This is a genomic window from Nostoc sp., assembly GCF_036917675.1.
Classification (GTDB): domain Bacteria; phylum Cyanobacteriota; class Cyanobacteriia; order Cyanobacteriales; family Nostocaceae; genus Nostoc.
Genome location: NZ_JBALCT010000050.1, coordinates 23,900 through 41,662 on the forward strand (window position 1 = coordinate 23,900; position 17,763 = coordinate 41,662).

The 17,763-nt window shown below is 40.6% G+C and carries 16 protein-coding genes; 7 read left to right on the plus strand and 9 right to left on the minus strand.

Going from position 1 to position 17,763, the window contains the following annotated elements; translation table 11 throughout:
• Positions 1-18 precede the first annotated feature (18 nt).
• The 3 genes from V7K31_RS17570 to V7K31_RS17580 form a co-directional block, all read right to left on the minus strand.
• A complete protein-coding gene (locus V7K31_RS17570; protein WP_335095668.1) occupies positions 19-1,350 on the minus strand; it encodes an ATP-grasp domain-containing protein in 1,332 nt (443 codons plus the stop codon).
• A 250-nt stretch (positions 1,351-1,600) separates the two neighbouring features.
• Positions 1,601-2,980 (minus strand): ATP-grasp enzyme, encoded by a 1,380-nt coding sequence (locus V7K31_RS17575; RefSeq protein ID WP_335095669.1) that lies wholly within the window; start codon positions 2,978-2,980, stop codon positions 1,601-1,603.
• Between the two features lie 128 nt (positions 2,981-3,108).
• Complete coding sequence (locus tag V7K31_RS17580; protein WP_335095671.1) at positions 3,109-4,137, minus strand: D-alanine--D-alanine ligase family protein; 1,029 nt, start codon at positions 4,135-4,137, stop codon at positions 3,109-3,111.
• A 201-nt stretch (positions 4,138-4,338) separates the two neighbouring features.
• Here V7K31_RS17580 and V7K31_RS17585 point away from each other — a divergent pair, with 201 nt between their 5' ends.
• Positions 4,339-4,470, plus strand: coding sequence for a hypothetical protein (locus tag V7K31_RS17585; protein ID WP_335095672.1), 132 nt, complete (start codon positions 4,339-4,341; stop codon positions 4,468-4,470).
• 190 nt (positions 4,471-4,660) lie between these two features.
• On the opposite strand, the gene V7K31_RS17590 is transcribed toward V7K31_RS17585, so the two are convergent.
• Together V7K31_RS17590 and V7K31_RS17595 are read right to left on the minus strand one after the other, a co-directional pair.
• Positions 4,661-5,494 (minus strand): O-methyltransferase, encoded by an 834-nt coding sequence (locus tag V7K31_RS17590; RefSeq protein WP_335095674.1) that lies wholly within the window; start codon positions 5,492-5,494, stop codon positions 4,661-4,663.
• A 4-nt stretch (positions 5,495-5,498) separates the two neighbouring features.
• Positions 5,499-6,728: a sedoheptulose 7-phosphate cyclase gene (locus V7K31_RS17595; protein ID WP_335095676.1), complete on the minus strand. Its 1,230-nt coding sequence runs from the start codon at positions 6,726-6,728 to the stop codon at positions 5,499-5,501.
• A gap of 1,270 nt (positions 6,729-7,998) precedes the next feature.
• Here V7K31_RS17595 and V7K31_RS17600 point away from each other — a divergent pair.
• The 4 genes from V7K31_RS17600 to V7K31_RS17615 all read left to right on the plus strand — a co-directional run bounded on the left by V7K31_RS17600 (position 7,999) and on the right by V7K31_RS17615 (position 14,581).
• On the plus strand, positions 7,999-10,479 hold the full coding sequence (locus tag V7K31_RS17600) for a dynamin-like GTPase family protein (RefSeq protein WP_335095678.1): 2,481 nt from the start codon (positions 7,999-8,001) through the stop codon (positions 10,477-10,479).
• A gap of 396 nt (positions 10,480-10,875) precedes the next feature.
• Positions 10,876-11,901, plus strand: a complete 1,026-nt coding sequence (locus V7K31_RS17605; RefSeq protein ID WP_335095679.1) for a S66 peptidase family protein — start codon at positions 10,876-10,878, stop codon at positions 11,899-11,901.
• 661 nt (positions 11,902-12,562) lie between these two features.
• Positions 12,563-12,733, plus strand: coding sequence for a hypothetical protein (locus V7K31_RS17610; RefSeq protein WP_335095681.1), 171 nt, complete (start codon positions 12,563-12,565; stop codon positions 12,731-12,733).
• Positions 12,734-12,955: 222 nt separating this feature from the next.
• Positions 12,956-14,581, plus strand: coding sequence for an NAD(P)/FAD-dependent oxidoreductase (locus V7K31_RS17615; RefSeq protein ID WP_335095682.1), 1,626 nt, complete (start codon positions 12,956-12,958; stop codon positions 14,579-14,581).
• A 14-nt stretch (positions 14,582-14,595) separates the two neighbouring features.
• Here V7K31_RS17615 and V7K31_RS17620 read toward each other — a convergent pair whose 3' ends face one another.
• The 3 genes from V7K31_RS17620 to V7K31_RS17630 all read right to left on the minus strand — a co-directional run bounded on the left by V7K31_RS17620 (position 14,596) and on the right by V7K31_RS17630 (position 15,916).
• Positions 14,596-14,718 (minus strand): hypothetical protein, encoded by a 123-nt coding sequence (locus V7K31_RS17620; RefSeq protein ID WP_335095683.1) that lies wholly within the window; start codon positions 14,716-14,718, stop codon positions 14,596-14,598.
• A 107-nt stretch (positions 14,719-14,825) separates the two neighbouring features.
• Positions 14,826-15,092 carry a hypothetical protein gene (locus V7K31_RS17625; RefSeq protein WP_334823446.1) on the minus strand — a complete coding sequence of 89 codons (267 nt, stop codon included), beginning with the start codon at positions 15,090-15,092 and terminating at the stop codon, positions 14,826-14,828.
• A 416-nt stretch (positions 15,093-15,508) separates the two neighbouring features.
• A complete protein-coding gene (locus tag V7K31_RS17630; RefSeq protein WP_335095685.1) occupies positions 15,509-15,916 on the minus strand; it encodes a hypothetical protein in 408 nt (135 codons plus the stop codon).
• A 119-nt stretch (positions 15,917-16,035) separates the two neighbouring features.
• Here V7K31_RS17630 and V7K31_RS17635 point away from each other — a divergent pair, with 119 nt between their 5' ends.
• Entirely contained in the window at positions 16,036-16,233 is a 198-nt protein-coding gene (locus tag V7K31_RS17635; protein ID WP_335095687.1) for a hypothetical protein, read from the plus strand.
• Between the two features lie 229 nt (positions 16,234-16,462).
• Entirely contained in the window at positions 16,463-16,954 is a 492-nt protein-coding gene (locus V7K31_RS17640; RefSeq protein ID WP_335095688.1) for a hypothetical protein, read from the plus strand.
• A 186-nt stretch (positions 16,955-17,140) separates the two neighbouring features.
• Here V7K31_RS17640 and V7K31_RS17645 read toward each other — a convergent pair whose 3' ends face one another.
• Positions 17,141-17,707: a hypothetical protein gene (locus tag V7K31_RS17645; RefSeq protein ID WP_335095689.1), complete on the minus strand. Its 567-nt coding sequence runs from the start codon at positions 17,705-17,707 to the stop codon at positions 17,141-17,143.
• Positions 17,708-17,763 lie beyond the last annotated feature (56 nt).

Below are 17,763 nucleotides of genomic sequence, written 5' to 3' on the forward strand. Positions count from 1 at the left end.
TGAGAATGGGGATTGGTATTACTCTATAAGCTCGCCCATATTAAAATCTATTCTTATCCAACCTTTGAGTCTTCGTAAATTGTCGAGAATGAGTAAGGGAATCTGCCAGTGATGTACCATCAGGAAGGGTAAGGGATCGCTCACCTCAAAAATTGCTTCTTTCCCCCGGCTGATATTTCTTACCCAGGTTTGCAGTTGCTTAAACGATCTAATCTCATTTAGACGCCAAACTTCGTGGTATAGCCAATAAGTTGGCTTACTATCACCAAGAGGCTGCAAAGATTCAGCCAGAGGCTCTTTACCAAGATAGGCATCCGCTACTCCTGGATGATTGTAAAACATCGTAATGGCGGAGTGAGTACGGGGGTTACACTCAATTGCGTAAACAGTTCCGTCTTCTGCCTGGATGAAGTCAAAGGAAAGTTGTCCGGTTTTTCCCAGTTCTTTGGTAAAATGACTCGCCCATTGCAAAATTTCTCGCTGATCAACGTTTTCGTAGTTGACTTGAAAGGCGGATGACTCACAGCAGCAGTACATTCTTGACTCTCCATCTCGTGCGGTAGTGTGAGTGCAGTATTCCTTTCCAGGGATGAATTCCTGCATAATCCAGGGGTTCTGATCACTGATGGGCAAACTCTTGACAAATGCTGCTGTTTGTAATTCTGTATCGCAAGGTAGTTTGGTGAGATTTAAGCGACGCACTTGATCGTAGGGGATGCTTTTAAGAATGTATTTGCGCTTCTCCTTAGAAAAGTCGAAGTTGAGGACTTGTTCAGGATCGGTAATTTTGAAGGATTTGGGGACAGATAAACCGAACGTTCGCGCTGTTTCGGCAAAGGCAAACTTGTCATCCAGGATCTTCGTGATATCAGCATCGAAGTGGAAAAACTCTACACAGTTTGGTAATGGTGGTTTACCTTGAGAGTCATAATGGATGACGGAAAAAATCGCTACCGGGATAAAAAAGTCAATCTTTTCTGTTTTGGCGATCGCATGTAGGGTTTCAACGTAGCCTTCTAAGTCTTTGCTGGGATCGGGAACGGTATAAAAGCCTGCAACAGAGTTGGAATATTTATTACCACTTGGCCAGAATTTCTCAATGTCAATTATAATAACCCGATGCCCAGCAGCATGAAATGAACGCGCTAGCTGAAGGGTTTTAGTCATTCTCGCGCCAGCAATCAAGATATTTTTGGAATTGGGGTTGACAACAATTGACTTACTGAATGGTTGCTTAAGAAAGTTCCAAACTAGCGAAGTTAAGACGACGATGCAGTTTAAGGGAAATGCGATCGCCAGTAATACAAGAGTGCCCAAGTTTTGGAACACTACAAAAATATACTTTCTCATAATTATAATTTTGAGATGATAGGGTAATCAGTGGCTGGTGGATAGTCAGAGGTTAAGGGAGCGCAAATTATCGAGTAATAGTAAACGAATGTGCCAGCGATGTATATTAAGACCGGTAGTAGGTCGTTAACTTCAAAGATTGCATCTTTTTCTCGCCAAATATTTTTAAGCTAATGATTGCAACTGCTTTAACGATCTAATTTCATTAAGTCTCCAAAGTTTGTAATCAAGCCAAAAAGTAGGCTTACTATCACTTAGGGATTGCAGAGGTAAAGGTTTTATATTTTACGTCTTCTCCAAACTGTATGAGTTTCCCGATGCAAAAATCAATCCTCACCCAACTTTGTAAGGAGCGCAAACTATCGAGTAATAGTAAAGGAATGTGCCAGTGATGTACCATTAAGAACGGTAGTGGGTCGTTAACTTCAAATATTGCATCTTTTCCTCGCCAAATATTCTTAAGCCACTTTTGCAACTGCTTTAACGATCTAATTTCATTAAGTCTCCAAAGTTCGTGATAAAGCCAATAAGTAGGCTTACTATCACTCAGGGGTTGCAGAGGTTCAGCCGGAAGCTCTTGACTAAGATAGGCATCCGCTAAACCTGGATGGTTGTAATACATTGTAATTGCAGAGTGAGTGCGAGCATTGCACTCGATCGCATAAATCGTTCCATCTTCCGCCTGAATGAAGTCAAAAGAAATTTGTCCAGTCAGTTGTAATTCTTTGACAAAATGACTCACCCACTCCTGAATTCCTGAGTGTTCAACGTTTTCGTAATTGACTTGAAAAGCAGATGATTCGCAGCAGCAGTGTACCGTTAATTCACCATTTCTCACTGTACTGTGAGTACAGTACTCTGTTCCGGGAATAAACTCTTGCAATATCCAAGGGTTATCTTTACTAATTGGCTTACTCTTAACATGAAGCGCCATTTTTTCGTGAGACTCCATTGGTAGCTTGGTCAGATCCAAGCGTAAAACAGAGTCATAGACAATAGTTTTGAGAATATATTTGCGCTTTTCGTTGGCAAAGTCGAATTTAAGAACTTGTTCGGAATCTGTAATTAAGAAGGTTTTTGGAACAGATAGCGAGAGTGAGCGGGCAATTTCTGCAAAGGTAAACTTGTTATCCAGCATCTTCATTGTATCAGCATCGAAGTGGAAATTCTCGCAACAGCCTGATAACACTGGTTTGCGCTCGGAGTCAAAGTAGCTGCCAGCGAAAATACCTACCGGAACAAAAAAGTCTATGTTTTCTTTTTTAGCGATCGCACGCACGGCTTGAGTATAGCCTTCTAAGTCTTCTTCCGAGTCAGGAACTGTGTAAAAGCCAGCCACAGCGTTGGAAAATCGATAACCACTGAACCAGTATTTGTCGAGATCAAATAAAATGACTCGATGCCCTGCCGCGTGAAATGATCGCGCTAGCTGAAGGGTTTTGGTCATTCTACCACCACCGATCAAGATATTTTTAGGATTCTCGTTCAAAACCACTTGTTTGCTTAACCGTCGGCTGAAAAAATTCCACAGCAGCGATGCAAGTACGAGGGTGCAGTTAAAGGGAAATGCGATCGCCAGTAATGCAAGAGTGCCCAAGTTTTGGAACATTGCAAAAATCTGCTTTTTCATAGTTGCAATTGTGACATGATAGTGTAAACTGTGGCAAGCATCTTTATCAATCAAATACTCAATTACCAGTACCGAAATTGCAAGATTCTAGGCAGGGTTTTATTGTTAAAAAGGTGATTTGTCGGACATCAGATCATGTCCAACGCTTCATTGATCGCCGTCATAAATAACTCATTTAACGGAATTCCCGCAGCGTTCGCCGTATAAGAAATTACACTATTGTGGTCAAAAGTACAATACAACCCGGCTTCTAAGAACCAAGGTTGTCCCTTTGGGTCGATCCGGAAGTCAAATAAACTATAATGGCGACAGCCCAAAGCCAAATGACACTTCTTAACCTCTTGCTGAACCTTTTGGGTGATTGGGTCATTAGGATCTACAATCCAACCCGCAATATATTTCTTAGCGGTTAAACCCAAGTTGCCCTCAATCGGTTTCTTGAATTTGTCAGTATAGCTGCGGATGGGTCTTTCGTCGGGGTCTATCAAATACTCTTCAAGGGGTAAACTGACTAGCTCCCCATCTTTGACAATGATGCCGCATCTGACTTCTCGACCCGGTTCAATAAATTCTTCTACGATCACCTCATCTGAATATTCAAATGCTTTCTTCAGCGCAGCGTCATAGTCACTAGCCTCTTTGACTAAAGACACCCCTAAAGAGTTGTCAGCATTTGCGGGTTTGATGACTACTGGAGGTGTAATTGTCGGAACGTCTCCTGGGCGCAGCAGTTCTCCAAAAGGCACTTTCACCCCTGCTGCTGCGACAATTGCTTTGGTTCTGGCTTTGTGAGCCGTTATTGCCATGACATCCGCACTATTGCCGATGTAAGGGATCTTCAGCAGGTCAAATAGTGCGCGGTAGTGAGTCATTCCAGGGATACAAAACATTTGTGGCAACATCAGGTCAATGTTTTGCGCTGTTATAAATTGTACGGCATCTAACAGAGACATCGGTTTGGCGACAGTAATATCTTCAAGACTGAGAGAGGAAGGAAATCGCCACTGGCGATCGGGTGTGATGTATGCAATCTGAAAGTCATAGAGCGATGGATTTGCCGTAGCTATCAGACAGCTTTGGGCGTAATTGCGTGACAACTCACAGTAAAAATCATTGTATGGAGATCCAACTAAATGAAGGATACGAAGTACTGGCATGATTCATCTTCCTATGTACTGTTAACAACTGCAATTGTAAAAAAGAGCTTGAGGTGAGGAGATTTGGAAAACGCGATCGCAAACTCTAAAAAGAAGAGTAATTGATAAATTGCATCGCTATTTAACTATATAAATATAGTTTTATAATATATTTGCGAGTTTCTTGATTAAAATCGAAATTGATAACTTTGAGGATCAGCGTTGCATATTTGCGGGATGATTTTGCTGCTTTTGTGGGATGGGCAAGATGCGCGTCCCTTGTATTTTCGGGCGGGCATGATGCCCACCCCACAAGAATCATCCCTAGATTCAGCAATGCCTGAGGATCTGTGATTTTAAAAGACTTGGGGACAGATAAACTGAGGCAGAGATAAAGAAATTGATTGTGCCATAAGTCTTTGAAAGTATGGAAAGATCAGGGAGCAGGGGGAGATGAGGAAGCAAGCGAAAAATTATTCCTTCTTATCTTCTTCATCCCTTTGAAGTCTGAGCCAAGGCTCAGACTTCTTTGCTCATCTCTCGATTAGACAACGCGTCTAATCAAGGTAACACCATCTCGTATGGGTAACAGAACTTGCTCTACACGAGGATCGGCGGCGACAACACGGTTGAACTGAGCGATCGCTTCACCGTTAGCGGTGCGTTGTTCTGGTGGTAGATAAACTTGTCCCTGCAACAAAGTATTATCCACGCAGATTAACCCATCAAGAGTCAGCAAGTTACTATCCAAAATGACCTGGAAGTACTCTACATACTCCTTTTTATCGGCATCGATGAAGATAAAATCAAATACTTCTTTTCTCGCAGCCAGCTTGTGGAGTGTCTGTAAAGCAGGTGCTACTTCCACAACGATTTTGTCACCGTGGGGAGACTCACCAAAGCAAGCTTGAGCAAATTCAGCCACATAGGGATCTACTTCGCAACCGATGAGTTGCCCATCACTTGGTAATGCTTCTGCCATTGCCAAGGCTGAATACCCTGTGAACATTCCTACTTCTAGAATGCGCTTTGCCTTGGTGATATGAACAAACATTTTCAATGTCTGTCCTTCAAGATGTCCTGAGAGCATTTCTTGCTCTAGTTGACGCACTGTTTCACCATCGCTGAAACGCTTGCTCCAGTCTTCCTTGCTGGTTTTTTGCGCCAATGCTGCTAATGCGCTCGATTCGGGGGTGGTGTAATCATCCAAGTAGGGATCTAAACCCACTGCTAATTGAACTCCCTGCCGCAAAGAATCTAATATCTCTACGGGAATGTTGTTCTCTTGGGCTAATTTGAGGGTTTGCTGTAATTGGGCTACTAAGATGCTATGTGGCGTTATCGGTCTAGCTGTTTTGAGTCCTAAAACACTCGTCATATCTTCACACCCCCAATAGCTTGGCTTCTTGACTTTCAATGTATGCATCAACACCTTTTCCGCCACGAGGGTATTTAGCACAAAGACGTTTGTGTTCAGCTAGGGCCGCATCAAGTTCTTCACGAGTCAGATCGTTGACAAAGAAGCACTCACCAATCGGACGAGGCATGGCTGCACGTTGTTTACCATCTCGTGTCAAGCTTATAGACTGGGTAGCATACCAGAGCAAATCGCCATCTAGTAGAGGATGATCGAGTGATAAACCTATACCACTCATCAAGTCTAGAATGCGATCGCGCTCCTCTGTTGGAATATAGCCCCGTTGTGCTGCAATGGTTGCAGACAAAGCCATATCTATATTGACCGCGTGACCATGATATAGGGGTATCTGAGGTGCTAATTCTAGGGTAGGACTCCAAGTATGACCGTAAGCGATGACGCGATCAAGGTCTATTTCATGCAAGTTAGGAGTCTCTAACTCCAACATGGTTTTGATTGCCTCGTAGTTGACTTTATGGGCAATCTCTTTAATTTCCGGTGTAGCATTCACATGTCCAAAGTGAGTAGAAAGCAGTTCTTCCCCATATTCGTATAGCAGTTCAAAGACTTCAGAGTTAGAAACTACAGCAATTTTCACCAACTCTGCCATACCATTACGAACTTGAGCTGTTGGTAAAGTTTTCAAAAATGAGAAATCGAGGATCACTTTCAAAGGTGCATGATATGCTCCCAAGCGATTTTTTTCCTTACGATGATTAACTGCTACCTTAATCGCAACACCCGCATCAATTAAACCAATCAACGTGGTAGGAATGCGAATGTAGTTACTCTTGCGACGGTAAGAAGCACAAGCAAACCCAGCCACATCAGTTATTAGACCACCACCGACGACTAAGACTGGTTCCTTACGAACTAAGCCAAAGTCCGAAAAAGCGTCAACAATTTTTTCAAAAGTTGCAAGGCTTTTCGCTGTTTCAGTAATGATGATCGGAAATACTGTGAGATCAATGTCATAGTGTCTGAAATATGACCTGATCTGCTCGCCATAAAGTTCATGGACATTGGCATCAATTACAGTCAAACAGCGACCAAATTTCGCATAGCTATCTGCTATTTCTCTGTTTTTAATATCAAATGCACCATTCACATAAACAAGACTAAAATCGATTTTTTCGTAACCTTGTACGTGAAAAGCAGCTTCTGTAGCTTCAAACGATGCTTGAACTTTATTCATGTCTATTGCCCTATTCCAAATTAAAAAAGTTGTGAGATTTCGGTAATAATTCCGATTTACTCTAATGTATGCCAGCAAGCTATTCTGCTCTTTATCCTTTCAGATTAAAGACAGTAGAAAATTAGCTCTCAATAAAAAGCTAATGCTTATTGCTGACTGGCAATGTTATTAAACAACACCATTCATTTGAGTAAATTCTGTAGGTGGGTTAACCTTTAATTCGGCGTAACCTCAAACGAGTCAAATAGCCCCATTATCAAGAAATTGGCATAATACTTGCCTGTTTATTGCGTGGATTATTGACTTTAAATTTGGGAAATTCATCTTAATTCAGATTCATTCCACTACGTTTAACTTTAGTGGCTTTCCAACTGTACGATTCCGAAAAAATTCTAGCCTATAAAACTGATCGTATTGTTGATCTGCAAGCTTGAATTTGAGATTAGAACCCTGATTAATCGTTACTTGGCTGTTTTTCTGCATTAGTCTCAAACTCTAAAATGGCTAAAAACAAACATGACTCAGTACATTTTATTCAGAATCACAGTACAACTCCTGATTCAGTCAACTCACTGCTCAGTATTCAACACACATACCTCGGTAACTTCTGAAAATTCAGATTTTAAATATATCTGAGTTACTGGTAACAAAAGGTTAAGTTTATTAAGGAACCGTTGTGTGTTAAAACTTTCTAAATTTGCTTGAATTGCCTTTATACTCCTAAATTAAGCTGTTTTAGCTTAAACCAGCAAAAGTTTTACTAGTCGGTAACTTAAAAATATAATACAAATCATAACATCACAATAATATAAATCATAACATTTGTAAAGATATTGAAGTCAATCCACCATGCGAAGTCTACTGGCTAACAAGACATTTTTAAAAAACTATGTCTAAAGATAGATATTTTATACAGCCGGCATATCTAAGGCACTTAGCATAAAATGCGGCGTTGCATAATAGCAATAGGCGCGGTGAGATATGGGCAATTCAACGGATATGATATTTGTACCTTAAGTGATATCACGCAGCCAAAGTACATCAAATATCTCAGCTATTATACTGAGCCAGCCAGACAAGAAATTTTAATAATATATATAGGACTCATATTTGATTTTTGAAATACGCGTAGGGTGTGTTAGACGAGAGTACGGCACCGTCCGAAGGCTTTGGTGCGTTACGGACTCCGCCGTAACGCACCCTACATATACTTAGATTTTTCAAACATGAAATCGGATTGCTATACATAAATATTGTCAGGATGCTAAATATGTCAGATTTACCGTTTCAGTGCCAAAATTTGAAAGAACAGGTTGAGTCGATATTACAACTTTTACAGCAAGAACCAGCGTTACGTTCCCAAGATATTACACCTATAAAAACTTCCTTAAGTAAGGCAATTTCTCCCAAGTTTGAGATTGTGTTTGCGGGTGTGTTTAGTGCTGGGAAATCAATGCTAATCAATGCACTATTGGAGAGGGAATTACTCTACAGTGCAGAAGGACACGCTACAGGTACAGAATGCAAAATTGAGTATGCAGAAGTAGATAAAGAACGTGTTGTTTTGACATTTTTAAGTGAAGTAGAAATTCGAGAACAAGCAGTTTCTTTGTGTCAGCAGCTAGGATTTAAGACAGTACCTAATATCAACCAAGCTGATGTAATTAACTTGCTACGTCAAGGTTCAGAAGTTATTATTCAGCAGGAGGGTGGTGAGAGTAAATCAGAACGTGCAAAACAGGCGAAGGCGTTAATCTTTTTGCTAGAGGGATATATAGCAAACCGCGATCGCATCAACACGGTTAATAATGCTACATATTCGATGGAGCAATTTAACTTTTTTAACCTCAAGGAAGCTGCTGGATATGCCCGTCGTGGTAGTAATAGTGCAGTATTGAAGCGGATAGAATATTACTGTAATCATCCTCTGCTACAAGATGGAAATGTAATTATTGACACGCCGGGTATAGATGCACCAGTAGAAAAAGATGCACAGCTAACTTATGCCAAAATTCAACATTCTGATACTTCGGCGGTGGTATGTGTGCTAAAACCTGCTTCGGCAGGTGACATGACAAAAGAAGAAACAGAACTTTTGGAATTAATGCGGGAGAATGGGGGAGTACGCGATCGCGTCTTCTATATCTTCAATCGCATCGATGAAACTTGGTATAATACCGAACTACGACAACGATTAGATGATTTAATTAGTGGGCAATTTCACAATCCAAACAAGGTTTATAAAACGAGTGGATTATTAGGCTTTTACGGTAGTCAGATTAAACAGACAACTCAACGAGATAGATTTGGTTTAGATTCGGTTTTTGCAGAGAATCCTAAAGGTTTAGATGGTAAAGAAGAAACACCACAATTTGTCTATGCGTTTAACAACTACTGTGTAAATTCAGGAAAGTTGTCTTCCACTAAATTCCGTGTCTCTGTTAACGCCTTTGAAACTCCAAATGAAAATTATGTGCGGATTCTGGGAGATTGGGGAAATGAACTTATAGAAAAGCTAATTCAAGATAGTGGAACTGAGGAATTTCGCACAGCTATTACTCGCTATCTTGCTGAAGAAAAGCGTCCACAATTGTTTAAAAATCTTGCTGATGACTTGGAAGATGTTTGTATGAAACTGAAGAAACATTATCAGAATGTACAACGTAATTTAGATAGCCAGCCCCAAGAAATTGAGACTATGAAGGCGCAAGAGTTGCAACGCCTAAATCAGCAACTCCAGCAAATTGGTAGAGAATTTAGTGAGCATATCACAGAAGAAATTAACCAAATAATTAATAATTCATGTGATGCTTTTGAAGCAGATTTTAAGCAATTGCAATCACGAATGATTCGCCGTCTAGATGAGTTACTAGATAGTTTTTCTGTAGCTGATGCTTATCGACGTGCAACCATCAGTCATCCTCGCAACGCTACTGCGCCTTTAATTGCTATTTTAGTAGAGGCATTTTATTACTTAGCAAATCAATTAGAAGATATTTTGATTGAATCTTCTCAGCAAGTAGTTGCGAATTATTTCCAGCGATTGATTGAAAGAATTCGCAAGTCAGAATATTATCGCAAGTTGTATCGTTTATTAGATCATGATGGCGGAATTGAACAACAGATTAGAATTTCAGAAAAAGGAGTTACTCAAGCATTGGTGAGTGCAGCTAGTGTAGAGTGCGATCGTTTTGTGCGAGAAAGTCCGAGATTTTACGATGAAGGCACTTTTTCTATATATCAATTTCGCCAGACTTTGTTACAAACTTCTCAAGGTTACGACGCTGAAAGTATCGTGGAAGCAGAGCCAGCAATTAGGCAGTTATTGAAGTTAGATTTTGAGCCAAAAGTTTCTCAAACTATTCGTAAATCTTTCCGTCAAACCATCAACCAAACCCTGAAAACTCAGTTATTACCAATGGCAGATCAGCAAGCGGATGAAATTTTGCAGCTATACCCACAGGCGCGTACTTATTTAGAGAAAACATTGGAACAAGAAGCTGAAGAAAAAATTGCGAATAATCGCCGATTATTGAGTGTTCTTGCAGAAAATATGGAAGCATATAATTCAGCAGCTTCTAATATCAATAGTTGTTTACAGGCGATGCAATTATATGACCATTTTTTGCCTGTAATTGGTAATGCAGATTTTATCTATGCTATCCCTGGTTTATTAGACGCTGATGGTAAATTTGCTCCTAATGGATTTATGATTTCAGATGGGTTAGTTGATGAAGTCGCAGAGGTTTAGTATTAATGTCAGTTAAACCTTGACTTTTCACGGGATCTGGAAAACCTCACCTCTATTTATCTCTCCTAAAAGGCTACGGTGTACACACTTTGATGAGGCAATTTACGGTTAAGTCTCATAGCCTCTGAGAAACCTCACCCTGGTTTTGCTATGCAAAACCTGTCCCTCTCCTTAGTAAGGAGAGGGATTAAAGATAGGATAGGGTGAGGTTTTTCTTTTGTTTTGGGTAATTCGATGACTTGTGTGTATACCGTAGCCTTTTAGGAGAGAGACTTTGAATTTTCGCCCTTAGAGCGTCGGGAATCTTGTTGTTGACGAATGATTTACGCTTGCTATAACTACTCTATACAAAACTGGGTATTAGGAAAACAGTCTCTAGTCCCCAACTCAATGGTTATGACTATCAAGCGTCGGCAATTTCTCGCAATCTCTGGATTAGCTACCTTAGCTACCCAGATACCATCACTTAGCGCCCAAGGTAAGCTATTCCCAAACACCATCCGCAAGCCGCCCCACCTGCAAGTGGGCGATACTGTAGGATTGATTTCCCCTGCGGGTATCGTTGACGCCAAAGACATCGAAGTAGCGCAGCAGTCAATTTCACAATTAGGGTTAAAAGTCAAGCTGGGGAAGCATATTTTAGATCGTTACGGCTATTTAGCGGGTAAAGATATTGATCGCGCTGATGATCTAAACTTGATGTTTAGCGATCGCACCATAAAAGCAATTATTCCCATGCGTGGTGGTTGGGGTTGTAATCGCATTTTACCCCTATTAGACTACTCGCTGATCCGCTCCAATCCGAAAATTATCATGGGCTACAGCGATATTACTACGTTGTTGTTAGCAATTAATGCCCGTAGTCGGTTGATTACTTTTCATGGGCCAGTTGCCACGTCTACTTGGAATCAATTTACAGTCGATTACTTCAAGCGCATTCTATTTAATGGTGAAGCGGTGACTATGCAGAATCTCAACCCTAGCGAAGTGCGAGTGGAGATAATCGCACCGGGAAAGGCGAGGGGTAAACTTGTGGGTGGAAACTTATCAGTGCTATCAGCAATGGTAGGTTCACCTTACCTACCTTCATGGAATAAAAGCATTCTATTTGTGGAAGAAGTTGGCGAGGATGTTTACCGTATAGATAGGATGCTGACGCAGTTAAAAACTGCTGGGATACTTAATCAAATTACTGGCTTTATCTTTGGGCAATGCACTAAATGTAAACTTGGAGATGAACCATCATTTACATTAATGCAAGTATTGCAAGACCATATACTTCCTTTAGGTATTCCTGCTTGGTATGGTTCAATGATTGGTCATATTAAAGATAAATTTACTTTGCCAATCGGTGTGGAAGTGGAAATAGATGCTGAACTTGGGATAATACGAATGTTAGAGGCGGCTGTCAGTCTTGTTTAACGCGAGTTCGACGGGTTGTATTTTATCTGTCTAAGTAGCGATCATTAAAAGACCTCTAAGAGGATGTTTGAAAAGTCGTAAAGTATATTAAAAACCCCGCTTCCATTCCTCTGGCAACACGGCTACGGTGTACACACAAGTCTTTATGAACGTAATTTATGGTACAGCTATTTTCAGGTAAATAGACCACGCGGTAGGGGCACAGCAATGCTCATACGTGTCAACTTAACGTGAAAACCAGTCTATAACTAGCTTTTAGATTGTTTCGTTTATCTCGTTCCCAGTCTCCGACTGGGAATGCCTATGTGAGGCTCCGCCTCCCTTGCTGGCGGCTCTGCCGCCAGGAGCGGCATTTCCAGCCTCTGGCTGGAAACGAGGTTTTAAAGGGGTTTGCGCTTAAGTTGACACCAATGAGCAATGCTGTGCCCTTACGACAGATGTGGTTCAAATACTTGAATTCTGCTGTAAGTCTCACAGCCCTTGAGATACCTCACCCTGGTTTTACTACGTAAAACCTGTCCCTCTCCTTAGTAAGGAGAGGGATTAAAGATAAGACAGGGTGAGGTTTTAGAGGACTTTTGGGGAATGCAATAACTTGTGTGTACAGCGTAGCCCCGAAAGGTTGAGAGGCTTTGAAATCCCCAATGTACACATAAGTCTCTTGACCTGCAATGCCAATGCATCGACTGGCAATGCCAATGCATCGACTGGCAATGCCATTGCATCGACTGGCAATACCATTGCATTGACTGATAATGCCAATGCATTGACTGGCAATGTTAATGCATCGACTAACAATGCCAATGTAGCGACTGACAATGCCATTGCATAAGAATAAGGAAAGTCATTATCAAGCTAAATTTTTAAGCTTGTGTGTACACCGTAACCAAATCGGAGAGCGACAAACTTAAACTTTAGTTCAAGGCAGGGAGAGGTTTATCGAACTCACGTTTGTTTAAACCCTGGAAATCAGCGATACCTACGGCAAGCTACACTAACGCGCCACAGTGATTTTGATTAATATTTTAAAAGATAGTATGAATTTCTCCTCGCTATGTTACGACTAACAGAAGTAAAGCTCCCGCTTGATCATCCTGAAGATGAGATCAAGGCTGTCATCCTCAAAAAGCTGCAAATTACAGACGAAGAATTGATCAGCTATTCTATCTTCAAGCGTAGCTACGATGCCCGTAAGAAAGGAGAGATCACCTTTGTTTATATTCTGGATGTAGAAACGACTCAGGAGATTCATCTACTCAAGCGCCTGAAAAAAGATCCTCATGTAATTGCCACGCCAGACATGAGTTATCGCCCAGTAGCACAAGCACCCAGCAATTTGGCGATTCGCCCTATCATCATTGGTACAGGTCCTTGTGGCTTGTTTGCGGGTTTGATGCTCGCGCAAATGGGCTTCCGTCCAATCATTTTAGAACGTGGCAAAAAAGTTCGCGATCGCACCGTTGATACCTTTGGCTTTTGGAAGAAAAAATCAGACTTCAACCCAGAATCTAATGCCCAGTTTGGCGAAGGTGGTGCGGGTACATTCTCTGATGGCAAACTCTACAGTCAGGTTAAAGATCCTCAGCATTATGGACGCAAAGTGTTGACAGAATTGGTCAATGCGGGAGCCTCACCGGAAATTCTCTATATCAACAAACCACACATCGGCACCTTCAAACTAGTCGGAATCGTCCAAAGTATCCGCGCCCAAATCGAATCCCTCGGCGGTGAAATTCGCTTTGAAAGTCGGGTGGAAGATATCAACATCGAAAATGGGCAGGTGCGGGGAATCACCCTCGCCAGTGGGGAATATATTGCCAGCGATTATGTGGTTTTGGCGGTGGGTCACAGCGCCCGCGATACTTTCCAAATGCTATATAATCGTGGGGTTTACATCGAGGCTAAACCTTTTTCCATTGGCTTTCGGGTCGAACATCCTCAGTCTCTCATCGACCAATGCCGTTTCGGCGCTCAGGCGGGTCATAAGCTTTTAGGTGCTGCCGATTACAAACTGGTTCACCATTGCCAAAATGGTCGCTCCGTCTATAGTTTTTGTATGTGTCCGGGGGGCTTGGTGGTTGCAGCCGCATCAGAACCGGGGCGACTTGTCACCAATGGGATGAGCCAATACTCTCGAAATGAGCGCAATGCCAATAGTGCAATCGTTGTGGGCATCACCCCCGAAGATTATCCAGGTAATGCCTTGGCGGGAATTGACTTCCAACGGCGCTTAGAAGAACGGGCTTTTGAGTTGGGCGGTGGGACTTATGAAGCTCCAGGGCAGTTGGTGGGAGACTTTCTCAATCATCGTCCCTCTACAGCATTGGGCACTGTTAAGCCGTCTTATACACCTGGAGTCCATTTGGGTGATTTGAGCGAGAGTTTACCAGATTATGCGATCGCTGCCATCCGGGAAGCACTTCCCGCTTTTGACAAACAAATTAAAGGATTTGCGATGGAGGATGCTGTGTTGACTGGGGTGGAAACCCGCACTTCATCACCGATTCGGATTAAACGCAATGAGGATTATCAGAGTTTGAATACAGTCGGACTTTATCCAGCTGGTGAAGGCGCGGGATACGCAGGGGGAATTCTCTCAGCTGGTATCGATGGTATTAAGGTAGCGGAGGCGGTGGCTTTAAGTATTTTGAGGAATTGCGATCGCAGTCTCAGCATCTGATTTTACAGCTATTTTCAAGTAAATAGACCACACAGCAATGCTGTGCCCTGACGACAGATGTGGTTCAAATACTTGAATTCTGCTGTAAGTTGAGAGCGATCGCCTGTTACACCATTATCTGGTATTGCCAATGTCAATTATAATATCAAGCCCCACTTAGATGCTTTCGAGGTAGGGCTTTTGTTTTTATGGCTGGAGTCGATATGCAATCATGTATCAAGCGCGAGCGATCGCAGTGGGGAATTTATCCGATTGTTAAAGCTGGTTCTTTACAGAAGTTAAATAGGGCTGACTCAGTTTCTGATTCATCTTCAAATACAGCAGAGATGTACCATTCACAGGGTGAACCATTCGTATATTCAGCCCAAGCAATTGTTGCTGTTTCACCTGATGGAATCCCTGACTCACCCAAAGTAAATGAAGCCCACTCTTCATCATCGACAGATACCCACAATTCTGTAATTGCCAATTCGGTTTTATTGGTAACGGTAAAGGTGAATAGGTCTGACATAAATAGCCTTTTAGGAATAAATAAATTGCAGATTGTCAGTCAACGATTATACTGGCACTTTTTTAAAGCATTTGTGATCTTAACTGTCAAAATCTATGATCAGAGAAGGGCTTAAGTTTTTTTTAGCTCAAGTTAAATTTATCAAAGAGGATTAAAAATCTCACCAACTCATATGAGTCTATTGAGATAGCCAATGCTACACAACAGCTGATTTAAGTTGCGGCTCTCACAAACCCCGACAATACAGCACATCCCCAATGTCACTAAATTTTGAGGCAATGTATTTTTTACTGAGCAGAAGTAATTGAGAGCGATCGCCTTAACGGGACTTAAACAAAAAAGAAAATAAAAATACGGTACAATAATTGAAACCTTGGATTGTTAAAAGTTTTAGGGTTTTTAGTACATTTGATGAATTAATTCCCCATCAATGCTCTAGTTAAAGCAACTAATCCAGGATTTACGCACTGGCTTGCTAATTGTGTGTATACCCCTATTACTAAGTCTGGGTCAACAATGAGTAAACCGTGATTTTGCACGAAGTTATTTCTTGTAACTATCAACATAGGTTGTCCTTGATAGAAAATGACTGGTGGATTAAGGCAATTAGTGTTGTAAGGGCTGTATAAACCATATTGACCACCATACATACCATACTGATTGCTAATACTGTATAAGCCATATTGACCACCATACATCCCATATTGATTGCTAATTGAGTTTATTTCATACTGATTGGTTGATAGCAATCCCAAAAATTGTCCATCAGCACCACATAACTGAGCAACGCCGTTAACAGCAACCAGAAAATCTAAAATTTGCATTAGTTTGATAGTAAATTTCTTCTTTTTCTAGTTTCAGGGGATAACCTCACAAACTAACTCAGTAGTAATATGGAACTTTCTATTAAGATCAAGCTATTATCCCTATTGCTTCATGTCTAATGCACAGTATCCTGGATATAAAAAGTGCCTATACCCTCGCCACACGCCGCCAAACTAACCAAGTGAATTCGGACGCTAATTCATCTTACGACCCAGACACGCGAATATTTAAGCAGGACACCACGCCCAAAGTTACCTCGCTACTGCCACACAAAAAAAATCGCATCTGTTGCAGCGATCGCCCAACTAGCCTATGAAATTCCGCAGATGGAAGGGAGCGACCGTAGTCACGCCTAGATTTTAGATTGGGGATTTTGGTTTTTGGTAGTCACGTTAGTATTTTGGTAGTCATGATAATTAATATCTGCCTTTTTATATAGGCTTGACTTTTTTTATTAATCACGATACATTATTGTTCTACTTTTTAGTATTTGTGTACTATCTAGTGTTAAATGCAATTTTTTATGTAGTTGTAGAGGGTAAAAAATGGATAATTCAACATTATCAGCTTTAGCAGAAATAAGAAAACATCTAGTTACTCAAGCTAAATTTAATAATCAAACTAAGAATATTTATCCTGATTCCTATGTTTATGCTATAGGAAAATCGGTACATCCAATATTTCAAGAAGACATTTTAGATAATTTTTGTGATAATAATGAAAAATTAGCTCTTTATCCATTTACTCAGATATATAGTATTAGTTACAACCAAGTTACTGAGGTAAATTTATTTTTAAATGAGAAACGAATGGATAAAAAAGATATTAAATTTAAAGATTTAGAAGAACATTATAAAAATATTTGGAATGTCACCGATATTCAAGATTGCTTAATAAAAATATGTCGTTATTTATATTTGTCTGAGGCATTTGACAAAGCTTTTTGGAATAGTCTCATTTTAAATCATCGAGTTGAGATTTTACAAATTAATCAAGACTTTAAAATTTCAGAAGTTTTCCCATTTTTAAACCCTTAATATTAGGGAATTATCTAAGCTATCACTGAAGATTAGCTGTATTTCTGAGTGTGTTAGAACCTTGGCACGTCCGTACCGATTTATTTTCATCGCGTCTGTGTAGACCTTTCGATTCACAGCCTACAACGATTTGAACCCCCATTAGTCAGAATTTGCTTAAGCGAAGTTCTACGCTTACAATGAATTTTAATCATAAGTCAAATACTTGTAAGTATAATTAACAATATCTAACTTATCTTGAATAGACAATTTTTCTGGTATGATATCTGCAAAATCATCTTCACTTATTTTAGAGCGTTTGCCTGAAATGCTTTGCACTTCCTCCACAAAAGCAGATGCTTGCTCATGATTCATCCCAAACTCAATTAACTGATTTATTTTCTGTTGTATAATTTTTGCCGTATCAGTTTTTGTTGACTTCTGAACCTGTCCACGACTGATAACCTTTTCAACAAATGTACGTTTAACGTCATCATCCTGAAATTCACCAAACAGCAATTCCAAAATATCTAACGAAGATTGTTGCTTGGGATTAAGCTTAAGAAATTGGGCACGTTTTAAATCCCACTTTTCAACAGTTTTTGCCCGACTCAAAAGAGTCTCGGATAAGCCAGAAAGAACAGCCAATTTATGTATACATACTTGACTGCAAGCATACAGTACCAAGCAATGCCAAATCGATAAATTCATACTAGTTAATAAATAAATTAATTTTTTGATTATAAAACTATTGCCAAATTCTAGCCACAGCACTTGTAAAATATGCTACTGTACATTGTTCCCCCAAACAAAACTAACGTATAAGCTAG

Excerpts from the sequence above, each read along its gene's own strand:
- V7K31_RS17570 (WP_335095668.1), bottom strand. The coding sequence starts at position 1,350 with ATGAGAAAGTATATTTTTGTAGTGTTCCAAAACTTGGGCACTCTTGTA.
- V7K31_RS17575 (WP_335095669.1), bottom strand. The coding sequence starts at position 2,980 with ATGAAAAAGCAGATTTTTGCAATGTTCCAAAACTTGGGCACTCTTGCA.
- V7K31_RS17580 (WP_335095671.1), bottom strand. The coding sequence starts at position 4,137 with ATGCCAGTACTTCGTATCCTTCATTTAGTTGGATCTCCATACAATGAT.
- V7K31_RS17590 (WP_335095674.1), bottom strand. The coding sequence starts at position 5,494 with ATGACGAGTGTTTTAGGACTCAAAACAGCTAGACCGATAACGCCACAT.
- V7K31_RS17595 (WP_335095676.1), bottom strand. The coding sequence starts at position 6,728 with ATGAATAAAGTTCAAGCATCGTTTGAAGCTACAGAAGCTGCTTTTCAC.
- V7K31_RS17600 (WP_335095678.1), top strand. The coding sequence starts at position 7,999 with ATGTCAGATTTACCGTTTCAGTGCCAAAATTTGAAAGAACAGGTTGAG.
- V7K31_RS17605 (WP_335095679.1), top strand. The coding sequence starts at position 10,876 with ATGACTATCAAGCGTCGGCAATTTCTCGCAATCTCTGGATTAGCTACC.
- V7K31_RS17615 (WP_335095682.1), top strand. The coding sequence starts at position 12,956 with ATGTTACGACTAACAGAAGTAAAGCTCCCGCTTGATCATCCTGAAGAT.
- V7K31_RS17625 (WP_334823446.1), bottom strand. The coding sequence starts at position 15,092 with ATGTCAGACCTATTCACCTTTACCGTTACCAATAAAACCGAATTGGCA.
- V7K31_RS17630 (WP_335095685.1), bottom strand. The coding sequence starts at position 15,916 with ATGCAAATTTTAGATTTTCTGGTTGCTGTTAACGGCGTTGCTCAGTTA.
- V7K31_RS17635 (WP_335095687.1), top strand. The coding sequence starts at position 16,036 with ATGCACAGTATCCTGGATATAAAAAGTGCCTATACCCTCGCCACACGC.
- V7K31_RS17640 (WP_335095688.1), top strand. The coding sequence starts at position 16,463 with ATGGATAATTCAACATTATCAGCTTTAGCAGAAATAAGAAAACATCTA.